Annotated in this window: 23 protein-coding genes, 1 pseudogene and 1 riboswitch; of the genes and pseudogenes, 22 read left to right on the top strand and 2 right to left on the bottom strand. The window is 43.8% G+C overall.

Going from position 1 to position 24,523, the window contains the following annotated elements:
• Together HMPREF1039_RS05400 and HMPREF1039_RS07840 are read left to right on the top strand one after the other, a co-directional pair.
• Nucleotides 1-1,215: pseudogene (locus tag HMPREF1039_RS05400) on the top strand (TetM/TetW/TetO/TetS family tetracycline resistance ribosomal protection protein); the annotation flags it as partial.
• A gap of 118 nt (nucleotides 1,216-1,333) precedes the next feature.
• Entirely contained in the window at nucleotides 1,334-1,501 is a 168-nt protein-coding gene (locus tag HMPREF1039_RS07840) for a cysteine-rich KTR domain-containing protein (RefSeq protein ID WP_000336323.1), read from the top strand.
• A 59-nt stretch (nucleotides 1,502-1,560) separates the two neighbouring features.
• Here the strand turns inward: HMPREF1039_RS07840 and HMPREF1039_RS05390 are convergent, their stop codons facing one another.
• Complete coding sequence (locus tag HMPREF1039_RS05390; RefSeq protein ID WP_001227347.1) at nucleotides 1,561-1,914, bottom strand: helix-turn-helix transcriptional regulator; 354 nt, start codon at nucleotides 1,912-1,914, stop codon at nucleotides 1,561-1,563.
• Nucleotides 1,915-2,418: 504 nt separating this feature from the next.
• Between HMPREF1039_RS05390 and HMPREF1039_RS05385 the strand changes: the two genes are divergently transcribed.
• The 10 genes from HMPREF1039_RS05385 (at nucleotide 2,419) to HMPREF1039_RS08370 (ending at nucleotide 12,459) form a co-directional block, all read left to right on the top strand.
• Nucleotides 2,419-2,841: a sigma-70 family RNA polymerase sigma factor gene (locus tag HMPREF1039_RS05385; RefSeq protein WP_000804885.1), complete on the top strand. Its 423-nt coding sequence runs from the start codon at nucleotides 2,419-2,421 to the stop codon at nucleotides 2,839-2,841.
• On the top strand, nucleotides 2,838-3,077 hold the full coding sequence (locus HMPREF1039_RS05380; RefSeq protein ID WP_050789552.1) for a helix-turn-helix domain-containing protein: 240 nt from the start codon (nucleotides 2,838-2,840) through the stop codon (nucleotides 3,075-3,077). The genes HMPREF1039_RS05385 and HMPREF1039_RS05380 overlap by 4 nt, the downstream gene beginning before the upstream one ends.
• A gap of 299 nt (nucleotides 3,078-3,376) precedes the next feature.
• Complete coding sequence (locus HMPREF1039_RS05375) at nucleotides 3,377-4,222, top strand: phosphate ABC transporter substrate-binding protein (protein WP_007391345.1); 846 nt, start codon at nucleotides 3,377-3,379, stop codon at nucleotides 4,220-4,222.
• Between the two features lie 64 nt (nucleotides 4,223-4,286).
• Nucleotides 4,287-5,153, top strand: coding sequence for a phosphate ABC transporter permease subunit PstC (gene pstC, locus HMPREF1039_RS05370; protein WP_007391384.1), 867 nt, complete (start codon nucleotides 4,287-4,289; stop codon nucleotides 5,151-5,153).
• Nucleotides 5,154-5,156: 3 nt separating this feature from the next.
• On the top strand, nucleotides 5,157-6,017 hold the full coding sequence (gene pstA / locus HMPREF1039_RS05365; RefSeq protein ID WP_007391386.1) for a phosphate ABC transporter permease PstA: 861 nt from the start codon (nucleotides 5,157-5,159) through the stop codon (nucleotides 6,015-6,017).
• A 21-nt stretch (nucleotides 6,018-6,038) separates the two neighbouring features.
• Nucleotides 6,039-6,794, top strand: coding sequence for a phosphate ABC transporter ATP-binding protein PstB (gene pstB, locus HMPREF1039_RS05360; RefSeq protein WP_235720033.1), 756 nt, complete (start codon nucleotides 6,039-6,041; stop codon nucleotides 6,792-6,794).
• The gene (gene phoU, locus HMPREF1039_RS05355; RefSeq protein ID WP_007391343.1) at nucleotides 6,794-7,465 is read left to right on the top strand and encodes a phosphate signaling complex protein PhoU; all 672 of its coding nucleotides are present in this window, start codon (nucleotides 6,794-6,796) and stop codon (nucleotides 7,463-7,465) included. The genes pstB and phoU overlap by 1 nt, the downstream gene beginning before the upstream one ends.
• Entirely contained in the window at nucleotides 7,440-8,120 is a 681-nt protein-coding gene (locus HMPREF1039_RS05350; protein ID WP_007391334.1) for a response regulator transcription factor, read from the top strand. The genes phoU and HMPREF1039_RS05350 overlap by 26 nt, the downstream gene beginning before the upstream one ends.
• Nucleotides 8,110-9,774, top strand: a complete 1,665-nt coding sequence (locus HMPREF1039_RS05345; protein WP_007391341.1) for a sensor histidine kinase — start codon at nucleotides 8,110-8,112, stop codon at nucleotides 9,772-9,774. The genes HMPREF1039_RS05350 and HMPREF1039_RS05345 overlap by 11 nt, the downstream gene beginning before the upstream one ends.
• A 552-nt stretch (nucleotides 9,775-10,326) precedes the next feature.
• On the top strand, nucleotides 10,327-12,459 hold the full coding sequence (locus HMPREF1039_RS08370) for a YadA-like family protein (protein ID WP_007391372.1): 2,133 nt from the start codon (nucleotides 10,327-10,329) through the stop codon (nucleotides 12,457-12,459).
• Between the two features lie 407 nt (nucleotides 12,460-12,866).
• Here the strand turns inward: HMPREF1039_RS08370 and HMPREF1039_RS05335 are convergent, their stop codons facing one another.
• Complete coding sequence (locus HMPREF1039_RS05335; protein WP_007391376.1) at nucleotides 12,867-14,261, bottom strand: NCS2 family permease; 1,395 nt, start codon at nucleotides 14,259-14,261, stop codon at nucleotides 12,867-12,869.
• 228 nt (nucleotides 14,262-14,489) lie between these two features.
• On the opposite strand from HMPREF1039_RS05335, the gene HMPREF1039_RS05330 reads away from it, so the two are divergent.
• From HMPREF1039_RS05330 to rsmB, 10 genes are all read left to right on the top strand, one after another.
• Nucleotides 14,490-15,380, top strand: a complete 891-nt coding sequence (locus HMPREF1039_RS05330; RefSeq protein WP_007391349.1) for a YicC/YloC family endoribonuclease — start codon at nucleotides 14,490-14,492, stop codon at nucleotides 15,378-15,380.
• Nucleotides 15,381-15,389: 9 nt separating this feature from the next.
• Entirely contained in the window at nucleotides 15,390-15,674 is a 285-nt protein-coding gene (remA, locus tag HMPREF1039_RS05325) for an extracellular matrix/biofilm regulator RemA (RefSeq protein ID WP_007391346.1), read from the top strand.
• A gap of 2 nt (nucleotides 15,675-15,676) precedes the next feature.
• Nucleotides 15,677-16,294, top strand: a complete 618-nt coding sequence (gmk, locus tag HMPREF1039_RS05320; protein WP_007391336.1) for a guanylate kinase — start codon at nucleotides 15,677-15,679, stop codon at nucleotides 16,292-16,294.
• A gap of 17 nt (nucleotides 16,295-16,311) precedes the next feature.
• Nucleotides 16,312-16,521 carry a DNA-directed RNA polymerase subunit omega gene (gene rpoZ, locus HMPREF1039_RS05315; RefSeq protein ID WP_007391361.1) on the top strand — a complete coding sequence of 70 codons (210 nt, stop codon included), beginning with the start codon at nucleotides 16,312-16,314 and terminating at the stop codon, nucleotides 16,519-16,521.
• Between the two features lie 17 nt (nucleotides 16,522-16,538).
• Nucleotides 16,539-17,768, top strand: a complete 1,230-nt coding sequence (gene coaBC, locus HMPREF1039_RS05310; protein WP_007391371.1) for a bifunctional phosphopantothenoylcysteine decarboxylase/phosphopantothenate--cysteine ligase CoaBC — start codon at nucleotides 16,539-16,541, stop codon at nucleotides 17,766-17,768.
• 56 nt (nucleotides 17,769-17,824) lie between these two features.
• Nucleotides 17,825-17,926: riboswitch (SAM riboswitch) on the top strand.
• 52 nt (nucleotides 17,927-17,978) lie between these two features.
• Nucleotides 17,979-19,172: a methionine adenosyltransferase gene (metK, locus tag HMPREF1039_RS05305; RefSeq protein WP_007391392.1), complete on the top strand. Its 1,194-nt coding sequence runs from the start codon at nucleotides 17,979-17,981 to the stop codon at nucleotides 19,170-19,172.
• A gap of 110 nt (nucleotides 19,173-19,282) precedes the next feature.
• Nucleotides 19,283-21,643 carry a primosomal protein N' gene (gene priA, locus HMPREF1039_RS05300; RefSeq protein ID WP_007391398.1) on the top strand — a complete coding sequence of 787 codons (2,361 nt, stop codon included), beginning with the start codon at nucleotides 19,283-19,285 and terminating at the stop codon, nucleotides 21,641-21,643.
• Between the two features lie 76 nt (nucleotides 21,644-21,719).
• Entirely contained in the window at nucleotides 21,720-22,184 is a 465-nt protein-coding gene (gene def, locus HMPREF1039_RS05295; RefSeq protein WP_007391373.1) for a peptide deformylase, read from the top strand.
• A complete protein-coding gene (gene fmt / locus HMPREF1039_RS05290) occupies nucleotides 22,181-23,119 on the top strand; it encodes a methionyl-tRNA formyltransferase (RefSeq protein WP_007391403.1) in 939 nt (312 codons plus the stop codon). The genes def and fmt overlap by 4 nt, the downstream gene beginning before the upstream one ends.
• A 74-nt stretch (nucleotides 23,120-23,193) precedes the next feature.
• A complete protein-coding gene (gene rsmB / locus HMPREF1039_RS05285) occupies nucleotides 23,194-24,522 on the top strand; it encodes a 16S rRNA (cytosine(967)-C(5))-methyltransferase RsmB (protein ID WP_007391355.1) in 1,329 nt (442 codons plus the stop codon).
• Nucleotide 24,523: the final 1 nt, after the last annotated feature.

Raw genomic sequence — 24,523 nt, 5'->3', positions numbered from 1 at the left:
AATAAATTTTATTCATCAACACATCGAGGTCCGTCTGAACTTTGCGGAAATGTTTTCAAAATTGAATATACAAAAAAAAGACAACGTCTTGCATATATACGCCTTTATAGTGGAGTACTACATTTACGAGATTCGGTTAGAGTATCAGAAAAAGAAAAAATAAAAGTTACAGAAATGTATACTTCAATAAATGGTGAATTATGTAAGATTGATAGAGCTTATTCTGGAGAAATTGTTATTTTGCAAAATGAGTTTTTGAAGTTAAATAGTGTTCTTGGAGATACAAAACTATTGCCACAGAGAAAAAAGATTGAAAATCCGCACCCTCTACTACAAACAACTGTTGAACCGAGTAAACCTGAACAGAGAGAAATGTTGCTTGATGCCCTTTTGGAAATCTCAGATAGTGATCCGCTTCTACGATATTACGTGGATTCTACGACACATGAAATTATACTTTCTTTCTTAGGGAAAGTACAAATGGAAGTGATTAGTGCACTGTTGCAAGAAAAGTATCATGTGGAGATAGAACTAAAAGAGCCTACAGTCATTTATATGGAGAGACCGTTAAAAAATGCAGAATATACCATTCACATCGAAGTGCCGCCAAATCCTTTCTGGGCTTCCATTGGTTTATCTGTATCACCGCTTCCGTTGGGAAGTGGAATGCAGTATGAGAGCTCGGTTTCTCTTGGATACTTAAATCAATCATTTCAAAATGCAGTTATGGAAGGGATACGCTATGGTTGCGAACAAGGATTATATGGTTGGAATGTGACGGACTGTAAAATCTGTTTTAAGTATGGCTTATACTATAGCCCTGTTAGTACCCCAGCAGATTTTCGGATGCTTGCTCCTATTGTATTGGAACAAGTCTTAAAAAAAGCTGGAACAGAATTGTTAGAGCCATATCTTAGTTTTAAAATTTATGCGCCACAGGAATATCTTTCACGAGCATACAACGATGCTCCTAAATATTGTGCGAACATCGTAGACACTCAATTGAAAAATAATGAGGTCATTCTTAGTGGAGAAATCCCTGCTCGGTGTATTCAAGAATATCGTAGTGATTTAACTTTCTTTACAAATGGACGTAGTGTTTGTTTAACAGAGTTAAAAGGGTACCATGTTACTACCGGTGAACCTGTTTGCCAGCCCCGTCGTCCAAATAGTCGGATAGATAAAGTACGATATATGTTCAATAAAATAACTTAGTGTATTTTATGTTGTTATATAAATATGGTTTCTTGTTAAATAAGATGAAATATTTTTTAATAAAGATTTGAATTAAAGTGTAAAGGAGGAGATAGTTATTATAAACTACAAGTGGATATTGTGTCCTGTATGTGGAAATAAAACACGATTAAAGATAAGGGAAGATACTGAATTAAAAAAATTCCCCCTCTATTGTCCGAAATGCAGACAAGAAAATTTAATTGAAATAAAGCAGTTCAAAGTAACTGTGATTACAGAGCCAGACGCAAAGACGCAGAGCCGATAAAATGAGATTAATACAATCTCATTTTATCGGCTCTTTCCGTTATGTATGGATTCTTTTAATTAGTCTTCGATGTTTCTTGCTTCGTTGATACCGCTGGCTAAAGATTCCATTAAGGATAGTTCTTTGTCTGTAAAGCTATCCATGTATTTCTCTATCTGTAATCGTCGGGTGCTTTTTACCAAGTTATTAGCAGGTAAGAAAAATTCATCAACGGAAACATGAAGTAACGATACAAGGTCATAAAGAACTTGTATGCTGGGGTGTTGCCCTTTATTTTCAATATTAGTTAAGTACCGTGGGTCAATTTCAATCAATGCTCCCACTTGTTCACGAGTTAAACCTCGTTTCAATCGAGCTTCTTTAATGGCTAAACCAAAGGCTCTAAAATCATATTTATCTTCTTTTTTACGCATAGTAGACCACCTCTATACATTTTATTGTTCCTACTGAATTAAAAACAGGTATAGAAAAACGTGTTATATGGTTTATAGGTTTATATTTAATAAAAAGCACTACTAAACGCCAATAAAAAAAACCGTTATATGGTAGTGCTATTTACGCTGTTAAAATATTGTATATTACTTCCAAATGGCGGTTTGTTGGAGGTCAACGTCGCCATGAAGTACATCATATACAATAAATTTCCTTACATTGGGTTCTTGTCAAAAAAAGTCGTCTATCTGCAATAGATAAGTACGTCCACCAATGTGGTTTTATAAATCATATAGATAGAATAACAGAAGCATGTAAACAGAGAAATAAATCTGTTTATATGCTTTTTTGGCTATTCAGAACTTTTTTACAAAGTTTATTTATCAGTAATGCAACAAATCCCCCTTTCACATTGGGACTAAGAGTGAAAGGAGATAAACGAGCAAGGCTCACTTCCTTTCCTAGACAGAAAGGGGGTGAGAAACATGAAACCATCTTCTTTTCAGACCACAATAGAAAATCAGTTTGACTATATCTGTAAACGTGCTATGGAAGACGAGCGAAAGAATTATATGCTTTATCTTTCAAGGATTGCAAAGCGTGAGGTGTCCTTTTCGGATGTTGGCGATTATCTTGTTAGCCAGTTTGCGACAACAGATAACTATTCAACTGACTTTCAGATTTTTACACTCAATGGGTTATCAGTAGGCGTTGAAAATGATTTGTTGAGTGAAGCATTACGTGAGTTGCCAGACAAGAAACGTGAAATTCTACTGCTGTTTTACTTTATGGACATGAGCGATTCAGAAATTGCAGACCTGTTGAAATTGAACCGTTCTACTGTCTATCGGCATAGAACCAGTGGACTAGCCTTAATTAAAAAGTTTATGGAGGAATTTGAAGAATGAAAACACAATATCCTATGATTCCCTTTCCTCTCATTGTAAAGGCAACAGATGGCGATACCGAAGCGATTAACCAGATTCTACATCATTACAGAGGGTACATAACGAAGCGTTCCCTACGACTTATGAAAGATGAATATGGCAATCAAAGTATGGTCGTTGATGAAGTCTTACGTGGAATGCGTAGCATTGATGTCAAAAGTTGCACCCTAACAAGTAAAAAAATATGTAGTAAATAAAAGGCTTTTCAGCGGGTTATCGTTAATGAGTACGATTGGCTGTTGGAAAGCCTTTATTTTTGTGATCGGAAATGGATAATAAAGATTTGAACTATAGGAGAGTTTATCTTTTAACGATATTAGTGACAATATTCATAGCCAAACGGAGGTTATAAAATTATGATGTAGATTTTGATGACGTTCATGATATACTTTACACCAACTTTACAAACCTTGTCTTTTGAATTTTACAAGCAGTCTGTAAACTTATCAGTGTGAAAGGAAAAAAATCACGAATAAGAAAGGACGAGCTGTTGACTATGAAAATTAAAAAAATGTTGTCAATTGTTGCAGTAGGTGTGCTTTGCCTGGGGGTTTTAACGGCATGCGGAGGAAAGGCGAGTCAGAAAAATGCACTTCCCGATGAGAAGGCCGGCTCGGCTTCTGTTTCCTTGGACGGTTCGACATCCATGGAGAAAGTTATCGGCATTTTGGGAGAATCATTTCAAAAGGATACGGGGATTGCATTTACTTATAATCCTACCGGATCCGGTTCAGGGATCAAAGCAGTTTCAGAGGGACGATGTGATATCGGATTGGCTTCTCGGAATTTGAAGGACGAAGAGAAGGCATCCGGTCTTACGGAAACGGTAATCGCCCATGACGGGATCGCAATGATTGTAAATCCCGATAATCCGATACGGAATTTAAGCATCACAGATATTGTAGGGATTTATACAGGAAAAATTACCAACTGGTCGCAGGTAGGAGGTAAGGATGAAAAGATTGTTGTGATTGGTCGTGAAGCCGGTTCCGGTACCCGTGATGGATTTGAATCTATTACAAAGACTAAAAACGCCTGCAAGTATCGACAGGAACTTACTTCAACAGGCGATGTCATTACTACTGTTGCGCAGAATCCGAATGCTATAGGGTATGCATCTGCTGCATCTATTAAGAACTCTGTCAAAGCGCTGACGGTTGATGGGGTAGCAGTTAACGAGGAAAATATCCAAAACGGAAAATATACCATACAGCGTCCCTTTGTACTAGTAACAAAAAAAGCCGTGAAACTTTCGGATGCGGCAAAGAAATTCTTTGACTATGCAACATCCCGGACATCTAATGAGCTGATTTCTAAAGCGGGTGTTGTTCCTGCAAATTAAGAATAGGAGAGCAGGATGGAGACAGTACAGAGTGTACTGTCTCCATTTGTCGAGGTGAACGTTGATGAAGAAAAAACAAATGATCGAAAATGTTATTCATGGACTGTTTTTTATGCTGGGTTTAATTACAGTTGGCGGTGTGCTTTTGATTACTGTTTATTTAGTCATATCGGGAATTCCGGCTATTCATAAGATCGGTCTTATACCATTCCTTTTCGGAACAGAATGGGCACCGACTAAGGCGAATCCTCAATATGGAATTCTGCCGTTTATCCTTACCGGTATTTATGGCACGGCAGGTGCGGTTCTGCTTGGGGTTCCGGTTGGATTTTTTACGGCTGTGTATCTGTCAAAAGTAGCAAATCCTAAAATCAAAGAACTCATACAGTCATTCATAAGTCTGCTTGCAGGAATTCCATCTGTTGTCTATGGTCTTGTGGGTATGTTAATTTTAGTAGCGGGAATTCAACGGTTGTTTTATGTTTCGGACGGAGCAAGTTTGTTGGCGGCAATGCTGGTACTTGCTATTATGATCCTGCCTTCGGTAATTAAGATGTCCGTTACGGCACTGGATGCAGTACCAAAGGAATATGAAGACGCTTCTCTTGCGTTGGGAGCGACTCGGATAGAAACCTACTTTCGGGTGTCTGTTCCGGCAGCGAAAAGCGGCATAGCCGCTGCAATCGTACTTGGCATCGGTCGGGCAATCGGAGAGGCGATGGCAGTAATGATGGTAGCAGGCAATGCTGCCAATATGCCGAATTCCCTGTTTCAAAGCGTGCGTTTTCTGACCGGTGCAGTTGCCGGCGAAATGTCATATGCCGGCGGATTGCAGAGAGAAGCGCTGTTCTCTGTCGCCTTGGTTTTATTCTTGTTCATCATGCTTTTGAATGCTACATTAAATTTCTTTTTGAAAAGGGGTATCAAATAGGAAATGAATACAGAATATCACAAAGTAAGACGAAAGCAGTATGAGGTGTTCATGAAAGGACTAATGTATATTTGCACCGGTTTGACAGCAGCTATTTCATTATTCCTGTTGGTTTATGTTTTGATAAATGGGGTGCCGGGTATCAACTGGTCTTTTTTGTCTACAGCACCCGGTTATCTCAGTGACCGCATCGGCATTTTACCGGATATTCTGAATACCTTGTACATTATGATTGCGGCATTGCTGATTGTACTGCCGCTCGGAGTTGGGGCAGCCATCTATTTGACAGAATATGCGACGAATCAAAAGATAGTTTCTATCATGGAATACACGGCAGAAACACTGTCGGGTATCCCGTCCATTATTTATGGGTTGGTGGGTATGCTGATATTTGCAAATCATATGGGAACAAGTCTTTTGGCAGGCGCGTTGACGCTTGCAATCATGAATTTGCCGATTATTATGCGAAATACACAGGAGAGTTTAAAAAGTGTCCCTATTTCCTATCGGGAAGGAGCGTTCGGACTGGGTGCCGGAAAATGGCGTGTAGTACGCACCGTAGTTATTCCCGGATGTGTGGACGGGGTTATTACCGGCTGTATTTTATCCGTAGGAAGAATATTAGGAGAATCCGCTGCACTTCTTTTCACCGCAGGATTTGCCCATGCGTTGCATGGACTTGCAGACAGCCTTGCCTCTCCCGGAGCAACGCTTAGCGTCAGTTTATATGTTTATGCAAAGGAGGATGGAGAATTTGACATTGCGTTTGCGATTGCCGCAATACTTATGCTCTTAGTATTGATGATAAATTTTGCAGCTGAAATGACACAGAAATATTATGCCAAGAGGAGAAAGGAACGATAAATGAAGAAAGGAAATAAACCTATGGGTACACTCATTACTGTTAAAGATTTGTGTCTCCGGTATGGAGAACATCAGGCTTTGAAAAAGATCAATATTGAAATCCCGGAAAAGAATATTACGGCACTGATTGGTCCGTCAGGGTGTGGAAAGTCTACCTTTTTAAAGACATTAAATCGCATGAATGATCTGATTCCGTCCGTAAAAATTACCGGAGAGATTTATTATAGGGAAGAGAATATTTTTGCACATCATGTTGATGTCAATGAATTGCGTAAACAAATAGGAATGGTATTTCAAAAACCGAATCCGTTTCCCATGAGTATTTATGATAATGTTGCCTACGGTCCGCGAACTCACGGAATCACCAAACGAGAACGTTTGGATGAGGTTGTTGAAAAAGCCCTTCGAGGTGCGGCCATTTGGGATGAAGTGAAAGAGCGTCTGAAGAAAAATGCATTGGGGTTGTCCGGCGGTCAGCAACAAAGGCTTTGTATTGCCAGAGCGTTGGCAGTAGAGCCGGATGTTCTTTTGATGGATGAACCGACAAGTGCACTGGATCCGATTTCAACTTCTAAGATTGAGGAATTGGTTATGGAACTGAAAAAAGATTATACCATTGTTATGGTAACGCATAATATGCAGCAGGCAGTCAGGATCTCGGATTATACAGCGTTTTTCCTGCTTGGTGAACTGGTGGAATTTGGGGCAACGGACAATATCTTTGACCGGCCACAGGATAAAAGAACGGAAGATTATATTACGGGAAGGTTTGGATAATGAGGAATCAATTTGACAAGCAACCGGATGAACTGAACCTACAGCTGATTCGAATGGGCGCGATATGTGAAGAAACCATCGCAGGGGTAACGAAATCCTTGTTTGAAGGAAATGTAATGTTGGCAAGAGAGAAGAAACAGAGTGCCGGAGAAATTGATCGATTGGAAAGAGATATTGAACAACTCTGTATGAAGTTACTCTTGCATCAGCAGCCGGTAGCAGGTGATTTGCGTCAAATTTCTGCCGCACTTAGAATGATTACCGATATGGAACGAATCGGGGATCAGGCGGAGGACATTGCAGAACTGGTCATTTTACTGAATGGCAGTCAGATAAAGGGGGCGGAACTTATCAATGATATGGCTCCGGCAGTTGTAAAAATGGTAACGGACAGTGTGGAGGCATTCGTTCGGAAGGATATAGCACTTGCAGAAAATGTGATTTTAGAATATGATATTATAAATAATTTTTTTGACCGAATGAAAAATACAGTTGTAGAATTGATTATAAACCAATATGCAGATGCCGAATCGGCGCCGGATTTTTTGATGATTGCAAAGTATCCGGAGCGTATCGGAGATCATGCAGTCAATATTGCCGAATGGATTATTTATGCCATGACAGGAAAGCATAAGGAGCGGGAACATGATATGGTGTGTAGAAGACGATGAAAACATTCGGGAAATAGAGATATATACGTTAAATTCCACCGGGTTTGAGGCAATAGGATTTTCCGACGGAGTGCAGTTTTGGAAGGCGATTCAAAAAGAAAAACCGGAATTGGTGATACTGGATGTGATGCTTCCGGGAATGGATGGCGTAGAACTTTTGGGGAAGATGAGGCATTCGGTGGAACTGGAAAATATTCCGGTCATTATGGCAACGGCAAGAGGTGCTGAACATGAAAAAATTCAGGCGCTGGATTTAGGAGCCGATGATTATATTGTAAAACCATTTGGTGTGATGGAATTGGTGTCACGTGTAAAAGCCGTATTACGCAGATGTCGGCAAGGACGGGTTTTTGAACTTTTGCAGGTAGGCAGTTTAATTCTGAATTTAGATGAGCGAACGCTTACGATAGAAGGAGAGCGTATTATGCTTACCTTTAAGGAATTTGAACTCTTACATTTATTTTTATCACATCCGGGCAGTGCTTTTACGAGAGAACAGCTTTACGATTTGGTTTGGAACATCGATTACATGGGAGACAGCCGCACGCTGGATATGCACATTAAAACCTTGAGACAGAAATTAGGTCGGTATGGAAAATGCATTGAAACGGTTCGTCATATCGGTTATCGATGGGAGACGGGATATGAGCAGTAAAATTTTCAAAGCCATTCTTTTGATTGCTTTCAGTACATTATTAGGCACGCTTCTGATTATCACTGTTTGTATGTTTGACTATTTCGGAACGGTTCAAAAGAATCAGTTGGTAGGTGAATTGTCAATCGCCGCACGGGGAACGGAGGTTGCAGGAAAGGATTTTTTAAATCAACTTGATTTAAAAAATTATCGCATCACATGGGTTGCCAAAGATGGAACCGTGTTGTTTGACAATGAAATCAATCCCGCCAACATGGAAAATCATGCCGATAGAGAAGAAATCAAAGAAGCATTTGAACATGGAACGGGAAGCAGTTCCCGCTATTCCAAAACGCTGACAAAAAAGACCGTGTATGAGGCAGTAAGGTTAACAGATGGTACCGTTTTACGAATTTCCGCCGGTCGCATTACAGTGTTTGTGCTTCTTCTTTCTATGATACAACCGATTCTTATCGTGAGTATTTTTGTTGTTATTCTGTCAGCGGTATTGGGAAAACGTATGGCAAAGCGTATTGTTGAACCTTTAAACCGATTGGATTTAGATAACCCCCTGGAAAATGATACTTATGAAGAACTATCTCCTCTATTACGCTGCATTCAAGGGCAGCAACGTGAGATACAACGAACACTTGCATGTTTGAAACAGAAGCGGGATGAATTTAATCAAATCACCGGTAATATGCGTGAAAGTTTGATTTTACTGGATAATGCCGGGGCCATTATTACGATCAATCTGTCAGCGAAAAAGCTGTTTCGTGTGACTGATACCTGCATCGGAAGAAACATCATTGAGGTTGATCGCCATCAAAATATTCGTGATTTCATGCAAAAATCTATGGAAAACGGGCATGCAGAGTTCAGGGAAAATCGAAACGGGCGAGAGTATCAGTTTGATTTGAGCAGAATCGTATCCGATGATGCGGTGGTTGGAACGGTTATTTTGGCGTTTGATATTACGGAACAGGCAGAGGCGGAGAGAGGACGTCGGGAATTTACAGCCAATGTGTCCCATGAACTTAAGACACCGCTTCAGGGAATCATAGGATATACAGACTTAATGGAAAGTGGTCTTGCAAAATCGGAAGATATTCCCCGGTTTGTGGGATATATCAAAAAGGAAGCAAGCAGACTTGTTACGCTTATTGAGGATATTATCCGCTTATCGCAGTTGGATGAAGGGACAGATATGCCTGTTTCCGAGGTTTCACTCGGTCATCTGGCTGATGAAGTATGTAAAACACTCTTTGATGCTGCAAAATCAAAAAATATTTCACTTTCATGGAGCGGCGCTGATGGAAATATGTACGGTGTAAAAAGACTCTTATATGAAATTGTATATAATCTCTGTGATAATGCCATTACGTATAATAGGAGTGGCGGCAGCGTGAAAATTACTGTTTCCGAGGATGATAAGAATGTCAGACTTGAGGTAGCAGATACGGGTATCGGTATTCCGGCAGAGCATCAAGAGCGTGTCTTTGAACGATTTTATCGTGTGGACAAAAGCCACTCCAAACAGTCCGGCGGTACCGGACTCGGACTTAGCATCGTAAAACATGCTGTGGCATATCACCATGGCAAAATAGCGTTAGAGAGTGAACCGAATAAAGGTACGGTGATTACTGTAGCGTTTCCTAAAAAATCACTTGTCTGATGCGGCAAAATAGGGATAACACATCTATTCAGATATTTTGATAGAATGAATTTGCAAAACTCGAAGGAGAACTAAAAGATTTAACAAAAAATTTGAAACGGTATACTAGACAACAGTACCCGACACGCCTCTTAACAATGCGGACCAAGTCGGGTCTTTTTTTTTTAGATACGTATGAGGGGGCGAGATTTTATTATTTGTCGCAATAGAAATAAGGCAATGTATATAAAATCCATTCCTTTCTCTCGGAAATAGAGGGAGGACCGGGTTTTTGTTTTACCGTTTACTAGTGGGGGAATACCTATATGTAATGGTTGGTTAGCAGGGGGGAAGAATTATAATTCGGTTGACAAATAAAACGAAATTAGGGTATAGTAAAATAAAGTGTTTATGTAATTTTTTGACGATAAAATATATTAGTAATTATACCGATATAGATAAAATATAAAAAAAATAGGTAAAACTCATGTAATTTTTATGTTTTACAGAGAATAAAAAATAAATCGATGTTCGAATGAGTTTGGGAGTTGCTATACATATAAGGAGGTCATTATGAAACGAATCGGAAAAAAAGTAGCTATACTGCTTGCCGTGATGGCTTTAACAGGAGGGTATGTGCATACGGCGTCTATAACAGTACAAGTTACGGCGGCATCACCGGAGGAATTACAAAAAAGTGCATGGAGAAAAGTATTGGCAAACAATGCCGGAGCGCTGACAGAAGAAGAAAAAGCATCACTCAATCAAGTCTTTAACAATATCATCGCTTGGGGAACAGCTCCACAATTTTTAAAGGATAATCCTGATGCACTTAATCAAACTGTTACCAAGGTTAATTCTTGGGACAAATATATCCGCTTATATTCTACGTATACACAAGTTATCGGCGAGAATAATAAAGCGGTGAATAGCGATACGGATAACTCGGGGAGAGCCGTATATGGCGGCAATCATCAATATGTTTCTGATGCTGCCGCAACCTTAGGGCATCAAGGGAATAACTTCGGTACGAATTCTGTTGTCGTAGGATATCAACCGTCGGCGTTCGGTGAAAACTCTATTGCTATGGGTACGGGGTCTACGGCATTTCCCATTAAATATGGAGAGAATTTTGCCGGTTATGCTAATGCTATCGGTGCAGATGCTTGGGCCGGTGATATGGGGAACGCTTTTGGCACCGGTGCGGTTGCGATGGGGCAAGGCAGTGTAGCTATCGGTACAATGGCAATGGCAGGTTCACCGGATATACAAAAGTATATAAGTAGGGGGAAATATGAATATCAGCCTTATTTTGAGCAATTACAAGCCGCCTATCCTAATATTTTTGGGGAGACGCAGCCGAATGAGAGTGTGACAGCGCGCAGTGAACGGATGGGGCAGCAAATATTTAAGGAATATAGTACGTATTTCAAAAAGATAGGGATTAATGATTTTACTACCTTCAAAACGCGAGTGTCTCAGTGGGAATCGGTACTACAAAAATTTGGCTGGCATATGGCGTTATCAAAAGATGCTCGTCATAACGTGACGGCTTTGGGATTTGGGGCAACTGCTACGGCTACGGGGGGCGTGGCGTTGGGTGCATTTTCTGAAGCCGATCGCAGGACAACAACTGTAAAAGCCCTGTTCAGTGAGGTTACATTAACCGCTGAAAATACGCTGGGCGCTGTATCCGTCGGGAATAAAACGCACGGGCGACAACTTATTAATGTGGCTGACGGGACAGAAGATACGGATGCGGTCAATTTGCGGCAGCTAAAAGGCTTGGAAAAGAAAGTGAGTACTGCCGGTAAAGATGGTAAATCGGCGTACGAAATCTGGCGTGATCATACGGTAGACGGACAGCAGCCGAATAAAGATAAGAGTGAACAAGAGTTTCTTGACTCGTTAAAAGGTAAGGACGGTAAAGACGGTACGGGTGCTGATATCGACATTCAGGGGAATGATACGGGGATTGTTGTAGCAGATAAAAAGACGGATACGGCCGGCAAAACGACGTATACCCTTGGTTTCGACAAAACAATCAAAGCCGGTACCGTCGTGATTGACGGTACGCAACATAAAGAAAAGGCTTCTATCGGCGATGTGCAGATCAATGGCGAAAAAGGGCAGGGCACGGTGACGGGTCTTTCCAATACGACGTGGGACGAAAAACATGTTATATCCGGTAGAGCCGCTACGGAAGATCAACTTCAGGCGGTTTCCCAAAAGAACCGGCAAGCTATCTCGGAATTAGGTACCCGGTCGGAACGCGGTACGGCGTCAGCGGCGGCACTGGCCGCCTTGCATCCGCAGGAATTCGATCCCGACGATAAATGGGATTTTGCTGTGGGATATAGTAATTATCGGAGTGCCAACACTTTCGCTTTTGGCGGGTTCTATCGACCGAATGAACGCACCCTTGTTTCCCTCGGAGGTACCTTCGGTGGCGAAAACATTGTCAATGTAGGCCTGTCCTTCAAAACGGGCAAAGGAGCGGACTGTATCGGCATGTCACGCCTTGCAATGGCACGGGAAATACAGGCGTTGAAAGAAAAAGATGCTGCAAAAGATCGGATAATGCAGGCGCTGTTACAAGTACAACAGCAAAAGGAAGCAGAAATACAAGCTTTAAAAGAAAAAGATGGACAACGAGAAGAGCAAATACGGCATTTGACAGCGATGGTTATGCGCTTACAAAAATAGGGCATAAAAAAGGTTCAATCATAATTGATTGAACCTTTTTTTGTGGCTGCAACATGAAGATGAATATAATAAAATCGCAAAGATCGGTCCTAATTTCAAAAAAACTAATCAAGTTGTGTAAGAATACTTCTCAAAGTTTAATATATGTGTTGATAACTAAGAAATGTCGGGGTAAGAAACCGGTAGGGATAGTTCCTGTCAGTTTTTACCCCGATTTTTTTGCCGTTACATCCGGTATAAAAAGAAGGATCTTTTCAACGTGTACCGCCGGATGCGATCCTTGGGCGGTACATACAAAAAGCCTACTGTACGCAACGGAGCTGTGTACAGTAGGCTTTTGGGTGTTTTTGTAGTAACGGTTTCCGTCAGGCGTTCAGGTCTTTCTTGTAGAAACGTTTCGGCGGATGCTACAGGACAACATATTTAAAGGCAAAAATTATAGCTAAAATATACATTAAAGGGCTAATTTTTTTGTAGTGTCCGGTAGCTAAATTAATGATTACATAAGAAATAATGCCGAAGGAAATGCCTTCGGAAATACTGTAACAAAACGGCATGCTGATGATGGTAATGTATGCCGGAATCGATTCGCTGAAATCATTGAAATCAATACCCGTTACCGAGGTCAACATGAGGAAGCCCACAATGACTAATGCCGGGGCCGTTGCAAAGGCGGGAATCGCCATAAAAATCGGTGCCAGAAACAGCGAGAGCGCAAAGAATATGGCCACGAATACGGCCGTTAAGCCGGTACGGCCGCCTTCGCTGACGCCGGTAGCGCTTTCCACATAGGTGGTAGTGGTACTGGTACCCAGTAAGGCACCTATGGATGTGGCTACGGCATCAGACATTAAGGCGCCTTTAATACGCGGTAATTTGCCGTCTTTATCCAGCATATCGGCTTTGGAAGATACGCCGATTAATGTTCCCAAGGTGTCGAAGATATCTACAAAAAGGAAGGCAAAAACGACGACTGCAAAATCCAAGGAAAAGAATCGGGTAAAATCAAGTTTGCCCAGCAGAGGCGTTAAACTGACGGGCGTAAAGGAGGCGAGGCCGGCGGAAAGATTGGGAATTACACTATACATATGAAGTTCGGGATTCGGTACATACCAGCCTATCAGTTCACAAATGACTGCCAGAATCCAGGTGAAGAGAATCCCCCAAAGAATATTGCCGCGGACTTTTCGCACAATTAAAATCGCTGTAAACAAGATACCGATCATGGCAATGAGTACGGTAATGCCGACGGTATGAAAGGAGCCGCTGACTAATGAATGTTTAAAGGAAAATAAGGATATTTTGGTGGCCGGATTGGCAACAATGATTTGTGCATTTAAGAGACCGATAAGGGCAATAAACAAACCGATTCCGGCGGACACAGCTTTTTTTAAGGTTAGGGGAATGGCGTTAAAAATAGCTTCACGAACATTGGTTAAGGATAAGACAATAAAAATAACCCCTTCCACGAAAACCGCCGCTAACGCCATTTCCCAAGTGTATCCCATTTGTAAAACTACCGTATAGGCAAAAAAAGCATTCAGCCCCATGCCGGGAGCCAAAGCAAAGGGATAATTGGCAAACACGGCCATACATAGTGTTCCTACTAAAGAGGCTAAGACGGTAGCGGTCAGTACGGCGCCTTTGTCCATACCGGTAATACTCATAATCGTCGGATTGACAGCCAGAATATATGCCATTGTCATAAAGGTCGTAATTCCGGCCAAGAGTTCCGTTTTCACGTTTGTTCCGTTTTCGTGCAAATGGAATAAACGATCCAAGAAACCAGAATTGTTTGTCATGGTACACTCTCCTTTGAGAAAAATAATAATAGTTGAACATGTGTATTATAGGATATTCTGTCGATTTGGACAATAGGATACGTGAAATTGCTTGATGGGTAGGTGTTTTTTTATAGTACATTTGTTTTTATCTGTCTGTGAAAATATAGACTATATTCGGTTTTTACGGTACAATATAATATATTTTAGTAGCGTTCATCGGGCAGCATACATAGAGGAGGCGCGGATATGCGAAGTATGACGGGATACGGACGCGGCGAGGCGGTCGGTGCGACGGGGACGGTGACGGTGGAAATACGTACGGTGAATCAACGGTTTTTAGAGTTGAATTTGCGGTTGCCGCGCACGTATATGTATCTGGAAGATATGGTACGAAATCATATTACCGCCTGCATTGCTCGCGGCAGAGTGGAGGTGTTTGCGGATTTTCCGGAAGCGGCGGGTACAGTTCCCCATATATGTGTTCATAAAGAGTTGGTACAAGCGTATCGACAGGGGTTGTTGGCGGCGCAGCAGGAAGGATTCGACGAGGCGCCGCTTACTTTGTCCGAGTTGTTGCAAGTTTCTACGGATTGGCTGACGGTGGAGTCCAAAGAGGATATGGCGGCGATACGGGCGGTGGAACCGGTTTTGTTGCAAGCTTTGCAGGCGGCCTTACAGGCATTGGTGAAAACCAGGGAATCGGAAGGGGCGCGTTTAGCGGCCGATATACAGCGGCGCGTGCGGACGTTGCAAGGGTTAATCGAGAAGATTTGGACGCGTCGCGAGTTGATTTTGCAAACCTATGAACAGCGGTTAACGAAAAAAATCGGGGATATATTTGCCAAACATGAGCAGGTGCCGGATAAAGCGCGACTTTTACAGGAAGTGGCAATATATGCGGATAAAGTTGATTTTACGGAAGAGGTTGTTCGGTTTCGGAGTCATATGCTACAATTGGAAGGATTACTGAAAGAAACCGCGCCTGTAGGGCGGCGCATGGATTTTTTGTTGCAAGAATTGAATCGGGAAGTCAATACGATCGGCTCGAAGGTTTCCGACATAGAAGTGACGGCCGTCGTTTTGCAGGTGAAAACGGAATTGGAAAAGATTCGGGAACAAATACAGAATTTGGAATAAGGTGGGCATATGAATTTCAATTTATTGAATATCGGTTTCGGAAATGTGGTTATGGCGGATAAAGTAGTGGCGATTATTAGTCCCGAATCGGCTCCTATTAAGCGTATGGTACAGGAAGCGCGAGAAGGCAATAAATTAATTGATGCGACGTTCGGGCGTAAGACCCGCGCTGTTTTAATGATGGATAACGGGCAAATTATATTATCTTCTTTACAGGCGGAAACGATTGCTCATCGGTTGGTTCCTGTAGAAGAGGAACCGGTATGGGAGGAAACAGGAAAGGTAGGCGAATAGCGTTGGCGGATTCGGGGTTGCTCATTGTAGTATCCGGCCCTTCGGGAGCCGGAAAAGGAACGATTTGTGACGCGTTGCGTGCACGGTTTCCGCAGGTTCATTATTCTATATCCATGACGACACGCCCGCCGCGACCGGGAGAAAAAGAAGGGGTAAATTATTATTTCACCGATACGGCTCATTTTGAAGCGTTGTTGGCGCAGGATGCGTTTTTAGAATATGCGAAAGTGTATGACCATTACTATGGTACGCCCAAACAATATGTGTATGATGCGTTGGCACGAGGGGAGCATGTGCTGCTGGAAATTGATATTCAGGGAGCGATGCAGGTACGGAAACATTATCCGCAGTGTCTGTGCGTTTATATTGTGCCGCCGAATCGGCAAGTATTGGCGGCCCGATTGCATGGCCGCCACACGGACAGTGAGGAGGTCATTGCCGGCCGTTTGCAAAAAACACAGGCGGAATTGGCATGGATGAAAGAATATGATTATGTCATTGTTAATGATCGGTTAGCTGCGGCGATTGAACAGATGGAAGCGATTATACGGGCGGAAGCATGTCGGTGCGCACGAAACGGTAACACGTTGTCACGGATTTGTGCCGCGTATCAAGAATAAAACAGGAGACGATAGTTATGTTGATTAAACCCAGTTTAGAAAGTTTGATGGAAAAAGTGGACAGCAAGTATACGTTGGTTACGTTAGCGGCCAAACGGGCCCGGGAATTGACTGACGGAGACCAACCGACAGTATGTGCGGATACGAATAAGGTAGTATCCATCGCCATGGAAGAAATTGATGCCGGAAAAATACGGTACGAGTCTTCAAAGACAGGGATTAAATAAACGGGAGGACCGGTGCCATGTTGTTGAAAAATAAACATGTAGTTTTTGCAGTTACCGGCGGTATAGCCGCGTTTAAAGCGGCCGCTGCGGTCAGCTTATTGCGTAAGCAGGGGGCTGAAGTAAAGTGTATTATGACGCAACATGCAACGGAGTTTATTACTCCGTTGACCTTACGGGAACTTTCCGGAAATCCTGTAGCCGTTTCTTTGTTCGGCGAAATTCCCGAATTTCAGGTGGAACATATTTCGCTGGCACGATGGGCGGATATTTTGGTGATTGCTCCGGCTACGGCCAATGTGATCGGGAAGATTGCCGCGGGAATAGCCGATGATTTAGTGACTACTGTTGTAATGGCGGCGACGTCGCCTATATTGTTGGTGCCGGCTATGAATACCAACATGTATGAAAACCCGATTGTACAAGGGAATATTGAAAAGCTGAAACAATTGGGATATGGGTGTATGGAACCCGATGCGGGCCCGTTGGCTTGCGGGGTTTCGGGAAAGGGACGGATGCCGGAGCCGCAGGATATTGTACAGGAAATTGAATTTCAAGTTTGCCGGACCACGACTTTGGCACATAAACGAGTGCTCGTTACTGCCGGAGGAACCAGAGAGCCGTTGGATCCCGTACGATTTATAGGGAATCATTCGAGCGGCCGTATGGGCTTTGCTATTGCCAAAGCGGCCGCCATAGCGGGAGCGGAGGTGACGCTGGTCAGCGGCATCAATACGTTGCCTACTCCTCGCGGCGTTGTACGCCGGATAGATGTGATGACTACGGGGGAAATGAAAGCTGCCGTGGATTCGGTGTATCCGCAATGTGATGCGGTTATTAAAGCGGCCGCCGTAGCGGATTATCGCGCCGCGCATCCGGCGTCGGAGAAAATAAAAAAAGATACGGCAACATTACATCTGGAATTGGCAAAAAATCCTGATATTTTATGGGAATTGGGGCAGCGTAAAACGCACCAGTTGCTAGTCGGATTTGCGGCGGAAACGACCCGGGTTTTAGAATACGGCATGGCAAAATTACGTAAGAAAAATTTGGATATGTTGGTGGCGAATGATGTAAGTGCCGAAGGCGCCGGTTTTCAAGGAGATACGAATATTGCCACTCTTCTTTTTGCCGACGGGACACAAGAGGCACTGGAAAAAATGGATAAATTCGCTTTGGCGACGATTATTGTAGAGCGCGTTGCGGCCTTATTGGCGGCACATCCGGAGCGTTTTGAGGAAGATTCGTAATTTCTGCTTGCAATCGTAAAAAATATAGTATATACTAAGCACGTAAAATAAAATAAGGTCCATCGAGAGTCGACGGAGGGATTGGCCCCATGATGTCGCAGCAACCTTCATGTGAAAGGTGCTAATTCCAACAGTTTTCGTCTACTGGAAGATGGGTAAGATTTTACCCCCTCTCATTTAAGAGCGGGGATTTTTTTTAGGAGGAAAAAAATGGTTAAAAATCGTGAATTTTTTACATCCGAATCTGTAACCGAAGGCCATCCCGATAAAATGGCCGATCAAATTTCTGATGGTATTTTAGATGCAATTTTAGCACAAGATCCGCATGCACGTGTGGCTTGTGAAACTGTATTGACTACCGGTCTCATTCATGTTGTCGGGGAAATATCGACCAAATGCTATGTGGATATTCCGCATATTATTCGTAATACGGTACGGGATATCGGCTATACACGTGCAAAATACGGCTTTGACTGCGATACTTGCGGTATTTTAGTTTCGTTGGATGAACAATCCGGCGATATTGCCATGGGCGTAGATGAAGCCAAAGAACGTAAAGAAGGAAAGCAGGATGAATTTGATGCCATCGGCGCCGGCGATCAGGGCATGATGTTCGGTTATGCGACGAATGAAACGGATGACTATATGCCGTTGCCGATTTCGTTGGCCCATCGGTTGGCACGTCGTCTGACGGCTGTACGGAAAAACGGGACATTAAAATATTTGCGTCCTGACGGAAAAACACAGGTGACGGTGGAATATGAAGACGGAAAACCGGTTCATATTGATACGATCGTTATTTCTACGCAACACAGTCCGGAAGTAACGCGCGAACAAATTGAAAAAGATTTGATTGCCCGGGTGATAAAACCGGAATTAACCGAAGGGTTATATGATGAAAAAACCAAGTTATTTATTAATCCTACCGGCCGTTTTGTTATTGGCGGTCCGCAGGGGGATTCGGGATTGACCGGCCGTAAGATTATTGTCGACACGTATGGCGGTATGGCACGGCATGGCGGCGGTGCTTTCTCCGGAAAGGATCCGACAAAGGTTGACCGCTCGGCTGCGTACGCTGCCCGGTATGTGGCTAAAAATATTGTGGCTGCAGGATTGGCGGATAAATGTGAAATTCAGTTGGCGTATGCCATCGGGGTGGCTCGCCCGGTTTCTATTCACGTCGATACATTCGGTACGGGCAAGACGGATAATGAAACGATTGTCGGACTTATTGAAAAACATTTCGACCTTCGTCCGGCAGGGATTATTAAGATGCTCGATTTATTACGTCCTATTTATAAGCAAACCGCCGCATACGGTCATTTCGGTCGCAATGACTTGGATTTACCATGGGAACGTACGGACAAGGCGGAAATATTGCGCAAAGAAGCAGGTGTACACTAATCTTTTGCGGATTATCGTAACGACTGGTGTAAATGAAGTGAATATGATAAAATGGATAAGGGCTTGTTCAGCAAGCCCTTATCTTTATGTATATACGATGAGGCGGGGCTATGATAGCGGATATTATTATTAATACGACGGCAAAACAAGTACAACAGACTTTTTCGTATACCGTGCCGGATTCTTTGCCCGTACAGGTGGGAAGTCGGGTATTGGTTCCTTTCGGACGGCGCTGCGAAGAAGGAATCGTGATTGCGTTGAGTAGGGAAAATAGTCGCACGTTTTCTTTTACGCTGAAGTCGATTATTGATGTTTTATCTGTGCAACATGGCTTTCAAGAAGAAATGGTCCGTACGGCGCTGTGGATTCGTGATTATTACTTATGTAATGCGGCGGAAGCGTTACGCTTGTTTATGGTGGAAAAAAAAGGTGTACGCTGTCAACGTCGGATTGTGGGAGGTACGCTTCACGGCGCCGCAGCTGTTGACGAGCAAATATATACGGCAGTAGTGCATGCAGGCGCCGTTTCCCGCAAGGTTTTGGAAACTCGCTTCGGAGCGGCGGCAGTGGCGCGATTGTTGCAAAACGGCACGTTGCAAGAACAAAAAGTATGGAAAAATACGATTAGCGATAAAATGGAAGAATGGCTGCAGATTGTACCTGCAGTCGATACGACCGTGTTGAAACGTCGCCCGAAACAGCGGGAGTTGTGGGAGTTTTTAGTTCGTAAGGGAGAGTGTTCCCTTACGGAATTACGAGAAAACGGATTTTCGCGGGATGTTGCCCGACGTATGGCAGCGGACGGTCTGCTTGTCATTCAAAAAAAAATGCGGGAGACAACCGGAGCGGGTCCTGTGACACTTTCTTCGTTGCCGTGGAAGCTTACGGCCGAGCAGCTGGCGGCAATTTCCGCCGTACAGCAAGATACGGAAGGTCGTACGTATGTGCTGCACGGCGTGACGGGTAGCGGTAAGACGGAAGTGTATATGCAATTGGCGGCACAAGTGATTCGTGCAGGAAAGCAAGTGCTGGTATTGGTTCCGGAAATTGCGCTGACCGGACAAATTGTGCGTCGGTTTTCCGCTCGTTTCGGAGAAGATGTGGTGGTGATGCACAGTCAGCTTTCACAAGGGGAACGACAGGCCAATTGGTTGCGTATGAAAGAAGGCGGTTGTCATATTTGCATCGGTGCCCGTTCGGCCGTATTTACAGGGGTACGGAATCTGGGATTGATTATTGTTGATGAATGTCATGACGGTTCGTATAAACAAGAAGAAACGCCTCGGTATCATGCTATAGAAGTGGCACGTACCCGGGCGGCATATTACAAATGTCCTGTTATTTTGGGCAGCGCTACTCCGTCCGTACGGGAGTATTACTTAGCAGAAAAGGGCATATATACGCTGCTGGAATTAAAATACAGAGTGCAGGGACGACCGTTGCCCTCCGTGCAGGTCGTAGATATGAGAGAAGAATTTCAACGGGGGCGATATGAAGTATTGTCGCCGACGCTGGTAGAGCTGGTGGAACATACGCTGCAGGCGGGGAACCAGACGATTATTTTATTGAACAGACGAGGATTTTCTACCTTTGTTATGTGTCGTTCCTGCGGTTTTGTGGTAAAATGTAATACTTGTGATGTTCCTATGGTTTATCATAAAGATCAGGAACTACTGCGTTGTCATTATTGTGAGGCGCGGCGGGAAATACCGAAAACATGCCCCGCCTGCGGCAGTCCGTATATTAAATTTTTCGGTACCGGTACGGAAAAAGCGGCAGCCGAATTACATGATATTTTTCCTGCGGCCCGGGTTATTCGGCTGGATCAGGATACAACGCGACGAAAAAATGGCGGCGATCGGATTATTGAGGCGTTTCGTCGCGGCGACTATGATATTTTATTAGGAACACAAATGGTGGCCAAAGGGCATGATTTTATGCAAGTCACGGCAGTAGGTATTTTAGCGGCCGACAGTTTATTGAATTTGCCCAATTATCTGGCCGCTGAACGAACGTTTCAATTATTGACGCAGGCGGCAGGCAGAGCCGGCAGGGGAGCGCTTCCCGGGCGGGTGGTCATGCAAACCTATGCGCCGGAGCATTATGTTGTACAATATGCGAAACAACAGGATTTCAAAGGATTTTATAAAGAGGAACTTGCATATCGCAAGACGTTTTTATATCCCCCTTTTCATCAATTAATTCGCATTTTGTTTCAAGATGAACAGGAAACGCAGGTTTGGAAATCGGCGCATACTATCGCTTCGTTGCTGCGGTCTTATGTAGAAGAACAGGGCGATGCGGTGGAAATAATCGGTCCTTTTGTAGATGCGGTCAAAAAAGTGCGTAATAAATATAGGGCGGTTATTCTTCTTAAAGGAGCCGATTTGACGGCAATTAAGAAGCGGATACAACAATCTTCGGCTTGTTTTCAAAAGGGAATTATTATAGATGTCGATCCGGCATGGTAGGATAATAGATAGATAGGCGGAATAGGTGTATACTAAGTACAGTAACACGGGTATGGTAAGTAATGAGGTGAATAATGTGGCAAAACTCAATATTATAAAAGCCGGTAATCCTGTTTTAAAAGCGGCAGCCAAGCCGGTTCCGGTTATTACAAAACATATAAAAAAACTATTGGATGATATGGCGGAAACTATGTATAAAGCGAACGGTGTCGGCTTGGCGGCACCGCAAATTAATGAATCGTTACGGTTGATTGTTCTGGATGACGGGAACGGCCTTATTGAATTGATTAATCCGGAAATTTTGGAAACTTCTACGGAAATGGAAGAAGATACGGAAGGTTGTTTAAGCGTACCGGGATACTATGGGATAGTTTCTCGTTACAGTAAAATTAAAGTAAAAGCATTAAATCGTAGAGGAAAAACGGTATATTATGAGCCGGAACATTTTTTGGCACGCATTTTTCAGCATGAAATTGATCATTTGAACGGAATTTTATTTATTGAAAAAGCGAAAAATATACGAAAGGTGACGGAAGCATGAGACCATGGCGTATTGTTTTTATGGGAACACCCGATTTTTCCGTGCCCTCTTTGAAGGCCTTGAAGGAGGCGGGGCATGAGATTGCAGCCGTTTTTACACAACCCGATAAAGAACGGGGACGGGGGAAAAAAGTGACGGCCGGTCCCGTCAAAAAAACGGCGGAAATGTATGATATTCCTGTGTTTCAACCGACAAATTTGCGCACGGCAGAGGTAGAAGCACAGCTGCGGCAGTTGGCTCCGGACGTGATTATTGTGATTGCGTATGGGAAAATATTGCCGCCTTCTATTGTGCATTTGCCGATGTACGGATGCCTTAATGTGCATGCTTCGTTACTACCGAAATATCGCGGGGCGGCGCCTATTCAATACGCCATTAAAGAAGGAGATACGAAGAGCGGCGTGACGATTATGAGGTTGGATGAAGGCCTGGATACGGGGAAGATTTTGAAACAGGCGGAACTTTCCTTAGACGCGGAGGAGACAACCGGCTCGTTATTTACTAAACTGGCAACGTTGGGGGCGCGTACTTTGACGACAGTTTTGGCGGATTTGCCGGCGTATGAAGCCGGGGCTGTCGCGCAGGAAGAAGCGCATGCTACGTATACCGCTAAAATTACAAAAGATATGGCCGCTTTGGATTGGCGGCAAGAGGCAATCGTGTTGGAACGATGGATACGAACGTTGGATCCTTCTCCCGGGGCGTATACGCAGTATGCGGGAAAGCGGTTGAAAATTTGGTCGGCTCAAGTCGTGCCGCATACGTCGTCATGTCCGCCGGGAACGGTGATAGCGGTAGATAAAGCACATTTTACGGTACAAACCGGCAATGGCGCTTTACGTGTGTTGGAAGTGCAGCCGGAGAGCCGCAAACGCATGAAAACGGGGCAATTTTTACAGGGGACACCTTTGCGGGTGGGCGAAGTTTTAAAATGACAGCGGTAAGGACAGCAGGGACAGCGGCTAAAAAGCTGTCCTCTTTTATACGCGGATAAAGGAGATAAATTTGTATGAATATACGCGAGTTGGCTGTACGCAGCCTGTTGTTAATTTGGCAGGACGGCGGATACAGCAATATTGTGGTATCCCGAATGATAAAAAAATATGCGCTCTCTGATCGGGACCGACGCTTTTATACAGAACTTGTGTACGGTACATTACGGTATATGGCGATGTTGGATCGTGCGATAGGTATGCTCAGTAAACGATCGTTACAGCAGATGGATGCGGTTTGTGCGGCGATTTTGCGATTAGGATTGTATCAGTTGCAGTATTTGGACAAAGTGCCGCCGTCGGCGGCTTGTTATGAAGCGGTTGCTCTGGCACGCAAGATGGGGCATGAAGGCATGGCAAAATTTGTTAATGCTGTATTGCGCAATGCGTTGCGTCGGCCGGAAGTATTTGTCGTTCCGTCCCGACAAGAAGATGAAGTGCTTCATTTGGCGTTGACCTATCATCAGCAAAACTGGTTTATTCGCCGGTGTTTGCAACAGTACGGTTTTGAAGAAACCGTGAAATTGTGTCGATTTTTTGATACGATTCCGGAGTTATGCGTACGCATACAAACGCAGAAAATATCTCGGGAAAAAGCGATGGCCATGTTGGCTGAAAAGGGAATTGTCACGCGACCGGGACGGTATGCACCGGAAAGTTTGTATATAGAAACGAATGATGCTGTACAAAATTTGGAATTGCTGGCAGCAGGTCGGGCTATGATACAGGATGAAGCCTCCCAATTAGTGGCGCATGTGTTGGATCCGCAACCGGGAGATGTCGTGCTGGATGTTTGCGCCGCCCCCGGAGGAAAGACCACGCATATCGCCTCCTTGGGAGGCCCCGATTGCCTCGTATACGGGGCGGATATATATGAACATAAATTGCAACTTATTCGGGAAAATGCGAAAAAATTACAGCTGTCGAATATACGCACCATACTGCAGGATGCCGTACGTATAGGCGAACGGTTTCCGGCGAAGGCGGATCGGGTATTGGTCGATGCACCCTGTTCGGGATTGGGGATTTTACGGCGTAAATTAGATCTGCGTTGGCGGAAGAAAGAACAGGATCTCATGCGTTTGCCGAGTCTTCAAACGCGTATATTGAACGGCGCGGCCGCTTGTGTTAAAACGGGCGGGATTCTTGTATATAGTACATGTACTATAAATACGGCGGAAAATGCGGCGGTGGTGGAAGCGTTTTTACAGCGACATACCGAGTTTACGCTGCTTCGGGCCGGGGAAACCTGTTCCTGGCCGCAACCGGGAAAGTATATTGACGTATTGCCGCAACGGGACGGCATAGACGGATTTTTTATTGCAAAAATGAGAAGGGATAGCTGAG

It is taken from the genome of Megasphaera lornae (assembly GCF_000214495.1).
GTDB lineage: Bacteria > Bacillota > Negativicutes > Veillonellales > Megasphaeraceae > Megasphaera > Megasphaera lornae.
Note: the sequence above shows the minus strand (reverse complement) of the source record. Positions and strands in the feature narration are given on the sequence as shown.

Bases quoted from the DNA above. Each gene is read 5' to 3' on its own strand.
- HMPREF1039_RS05390 (WP_001227347.1), bottom strand. From the start codon at position 1,914: ATGCGTAAAAAAGAAGATAAATATGATTTTAGAGCCTTTGGTTTAGCC.
- HMPREF1039_RS05385 (WP_000804885.1), top strand. From the start codon at position 2,419: ATGAAACCATCTTCTTTTCAGACCACAATAGAAAATCAGTTTGACTAT.
- HMPREF1039_RS05380 (WP_050789552.1), top strand. From the start codon at position 2,838: ATGAAAACACAATATCCTATGATTCCCTTTCCTCTCATTGTAAAGGCA.
- HMPREF1039_RS05375 (WP_007391345.1), top strand. From the start codon at position 3,377: ATGAAAATTAAAAAAATGTTGTCAATTGTTGCAGTAGGTGTGCTTTGC.
- pstC (WP_007391384.1), top strand. From the start codon at position 4,287: ATGAAGAAAAAACAAATGATCGAAAATGTTATTCATGGACTGTTTTTT.
- pstA (WP_007391386.1), top strand. From the start codon at position 5,157: ATGAATACAGAATATCACAAAGTAAGACGAAAGCAGTATGAGGTGTTC.
- pstB (WP_235720033.1), top strand. From the start codon at position 6,039: ATGGGTACACTCATTACTGTTAAAGATTTGTGTCTCCGGTATGGAGAA.
- phoU (WP_007391343.1), top strand. From the start codon at position 6,794: ATGAGGAATCAATTTGACAAGCAACCGGATGAACTGAACCTACAGCTG.
- HMPREF1039_RS05350 (WP_007391334.1), top strand. From the start codon at position 7,440: ATGATATGGTGTGTAGAAGACGATGAAAACATTCGGGAAATAGAGATA.
- HMPREF1039_RS05345 (WP_007391341.1), top strand. From the start codon at position 8,110: ATGAGCAGTAAAATTTTCAAAGCCATTCTTTTGATTGCTTTCAGTACA.
- HMPREF1039_RS08370 (WP_007391372.1), top strand. From the start codon at position 10,327: ATGAAACGAATCGGAAAAAAAGTAGCTATACTGCTTGCCGTGATGGCT.
- HMPREF1039_RS05335 (WP_007391376.1), bottom strand. From the start codon at position 14,261: ATGACAAACAATTCTGGTTTCTTGGATCGTTTATTCCATTTGCACGAA.
- HMPREF1039_RS05330 (WP_007391349.1), top strand. From the start codon at position 14,490: ATGCGAAGTATGACGGGATACGGACGCGGCGAGGCGGTCGGTGCGACG.
- remA (WP_007391346.1), top strand. From the start codon at position 15,390: ATGAATTTCAATTTATTGAATATCGGTTTCGGAAATGTGGTTATGGCG.
- rpoZ (WP_007391361.1), top strand. From the start codon at position 16,312: ATGTTGATTAAACCCAGTTTAGAAAGTTTGATGGAAAAAGTGGACAGC.
- coaBC (WP_007391371.1), top strand. From the start codon at position 16,539: ATGTTGTTGAAAAATAAACATGTAGTTTTTGCAGTTACCGGCGGTATA.
- metK (WP_007391392.1), top strand. From the start codon at position 17,979: ATGGTTAAAAATCGTGAATTTTTTACATCCGAATCTGTAACCGAAGGC.
- priA (WP_007391398.1), top strand. From the start codon at position 19,283: ATGATAGCGGATATTATTATTAATACGACGGCAAAACAAGTACAACAG.
- fmt (WP_007391403.1), top strand. From the start codon at position 22,181: ATGAGACCATGGCGTATTGTTTTTATGGGAACACCCGATTTTTCCGTG.
- rsmB (WP_007391355.1), top strand. From the start codon at position 23,194: ATGAATATACGCGAGTTGGCTGTACGCAGCCTGTTGTTAATTTGGCAG.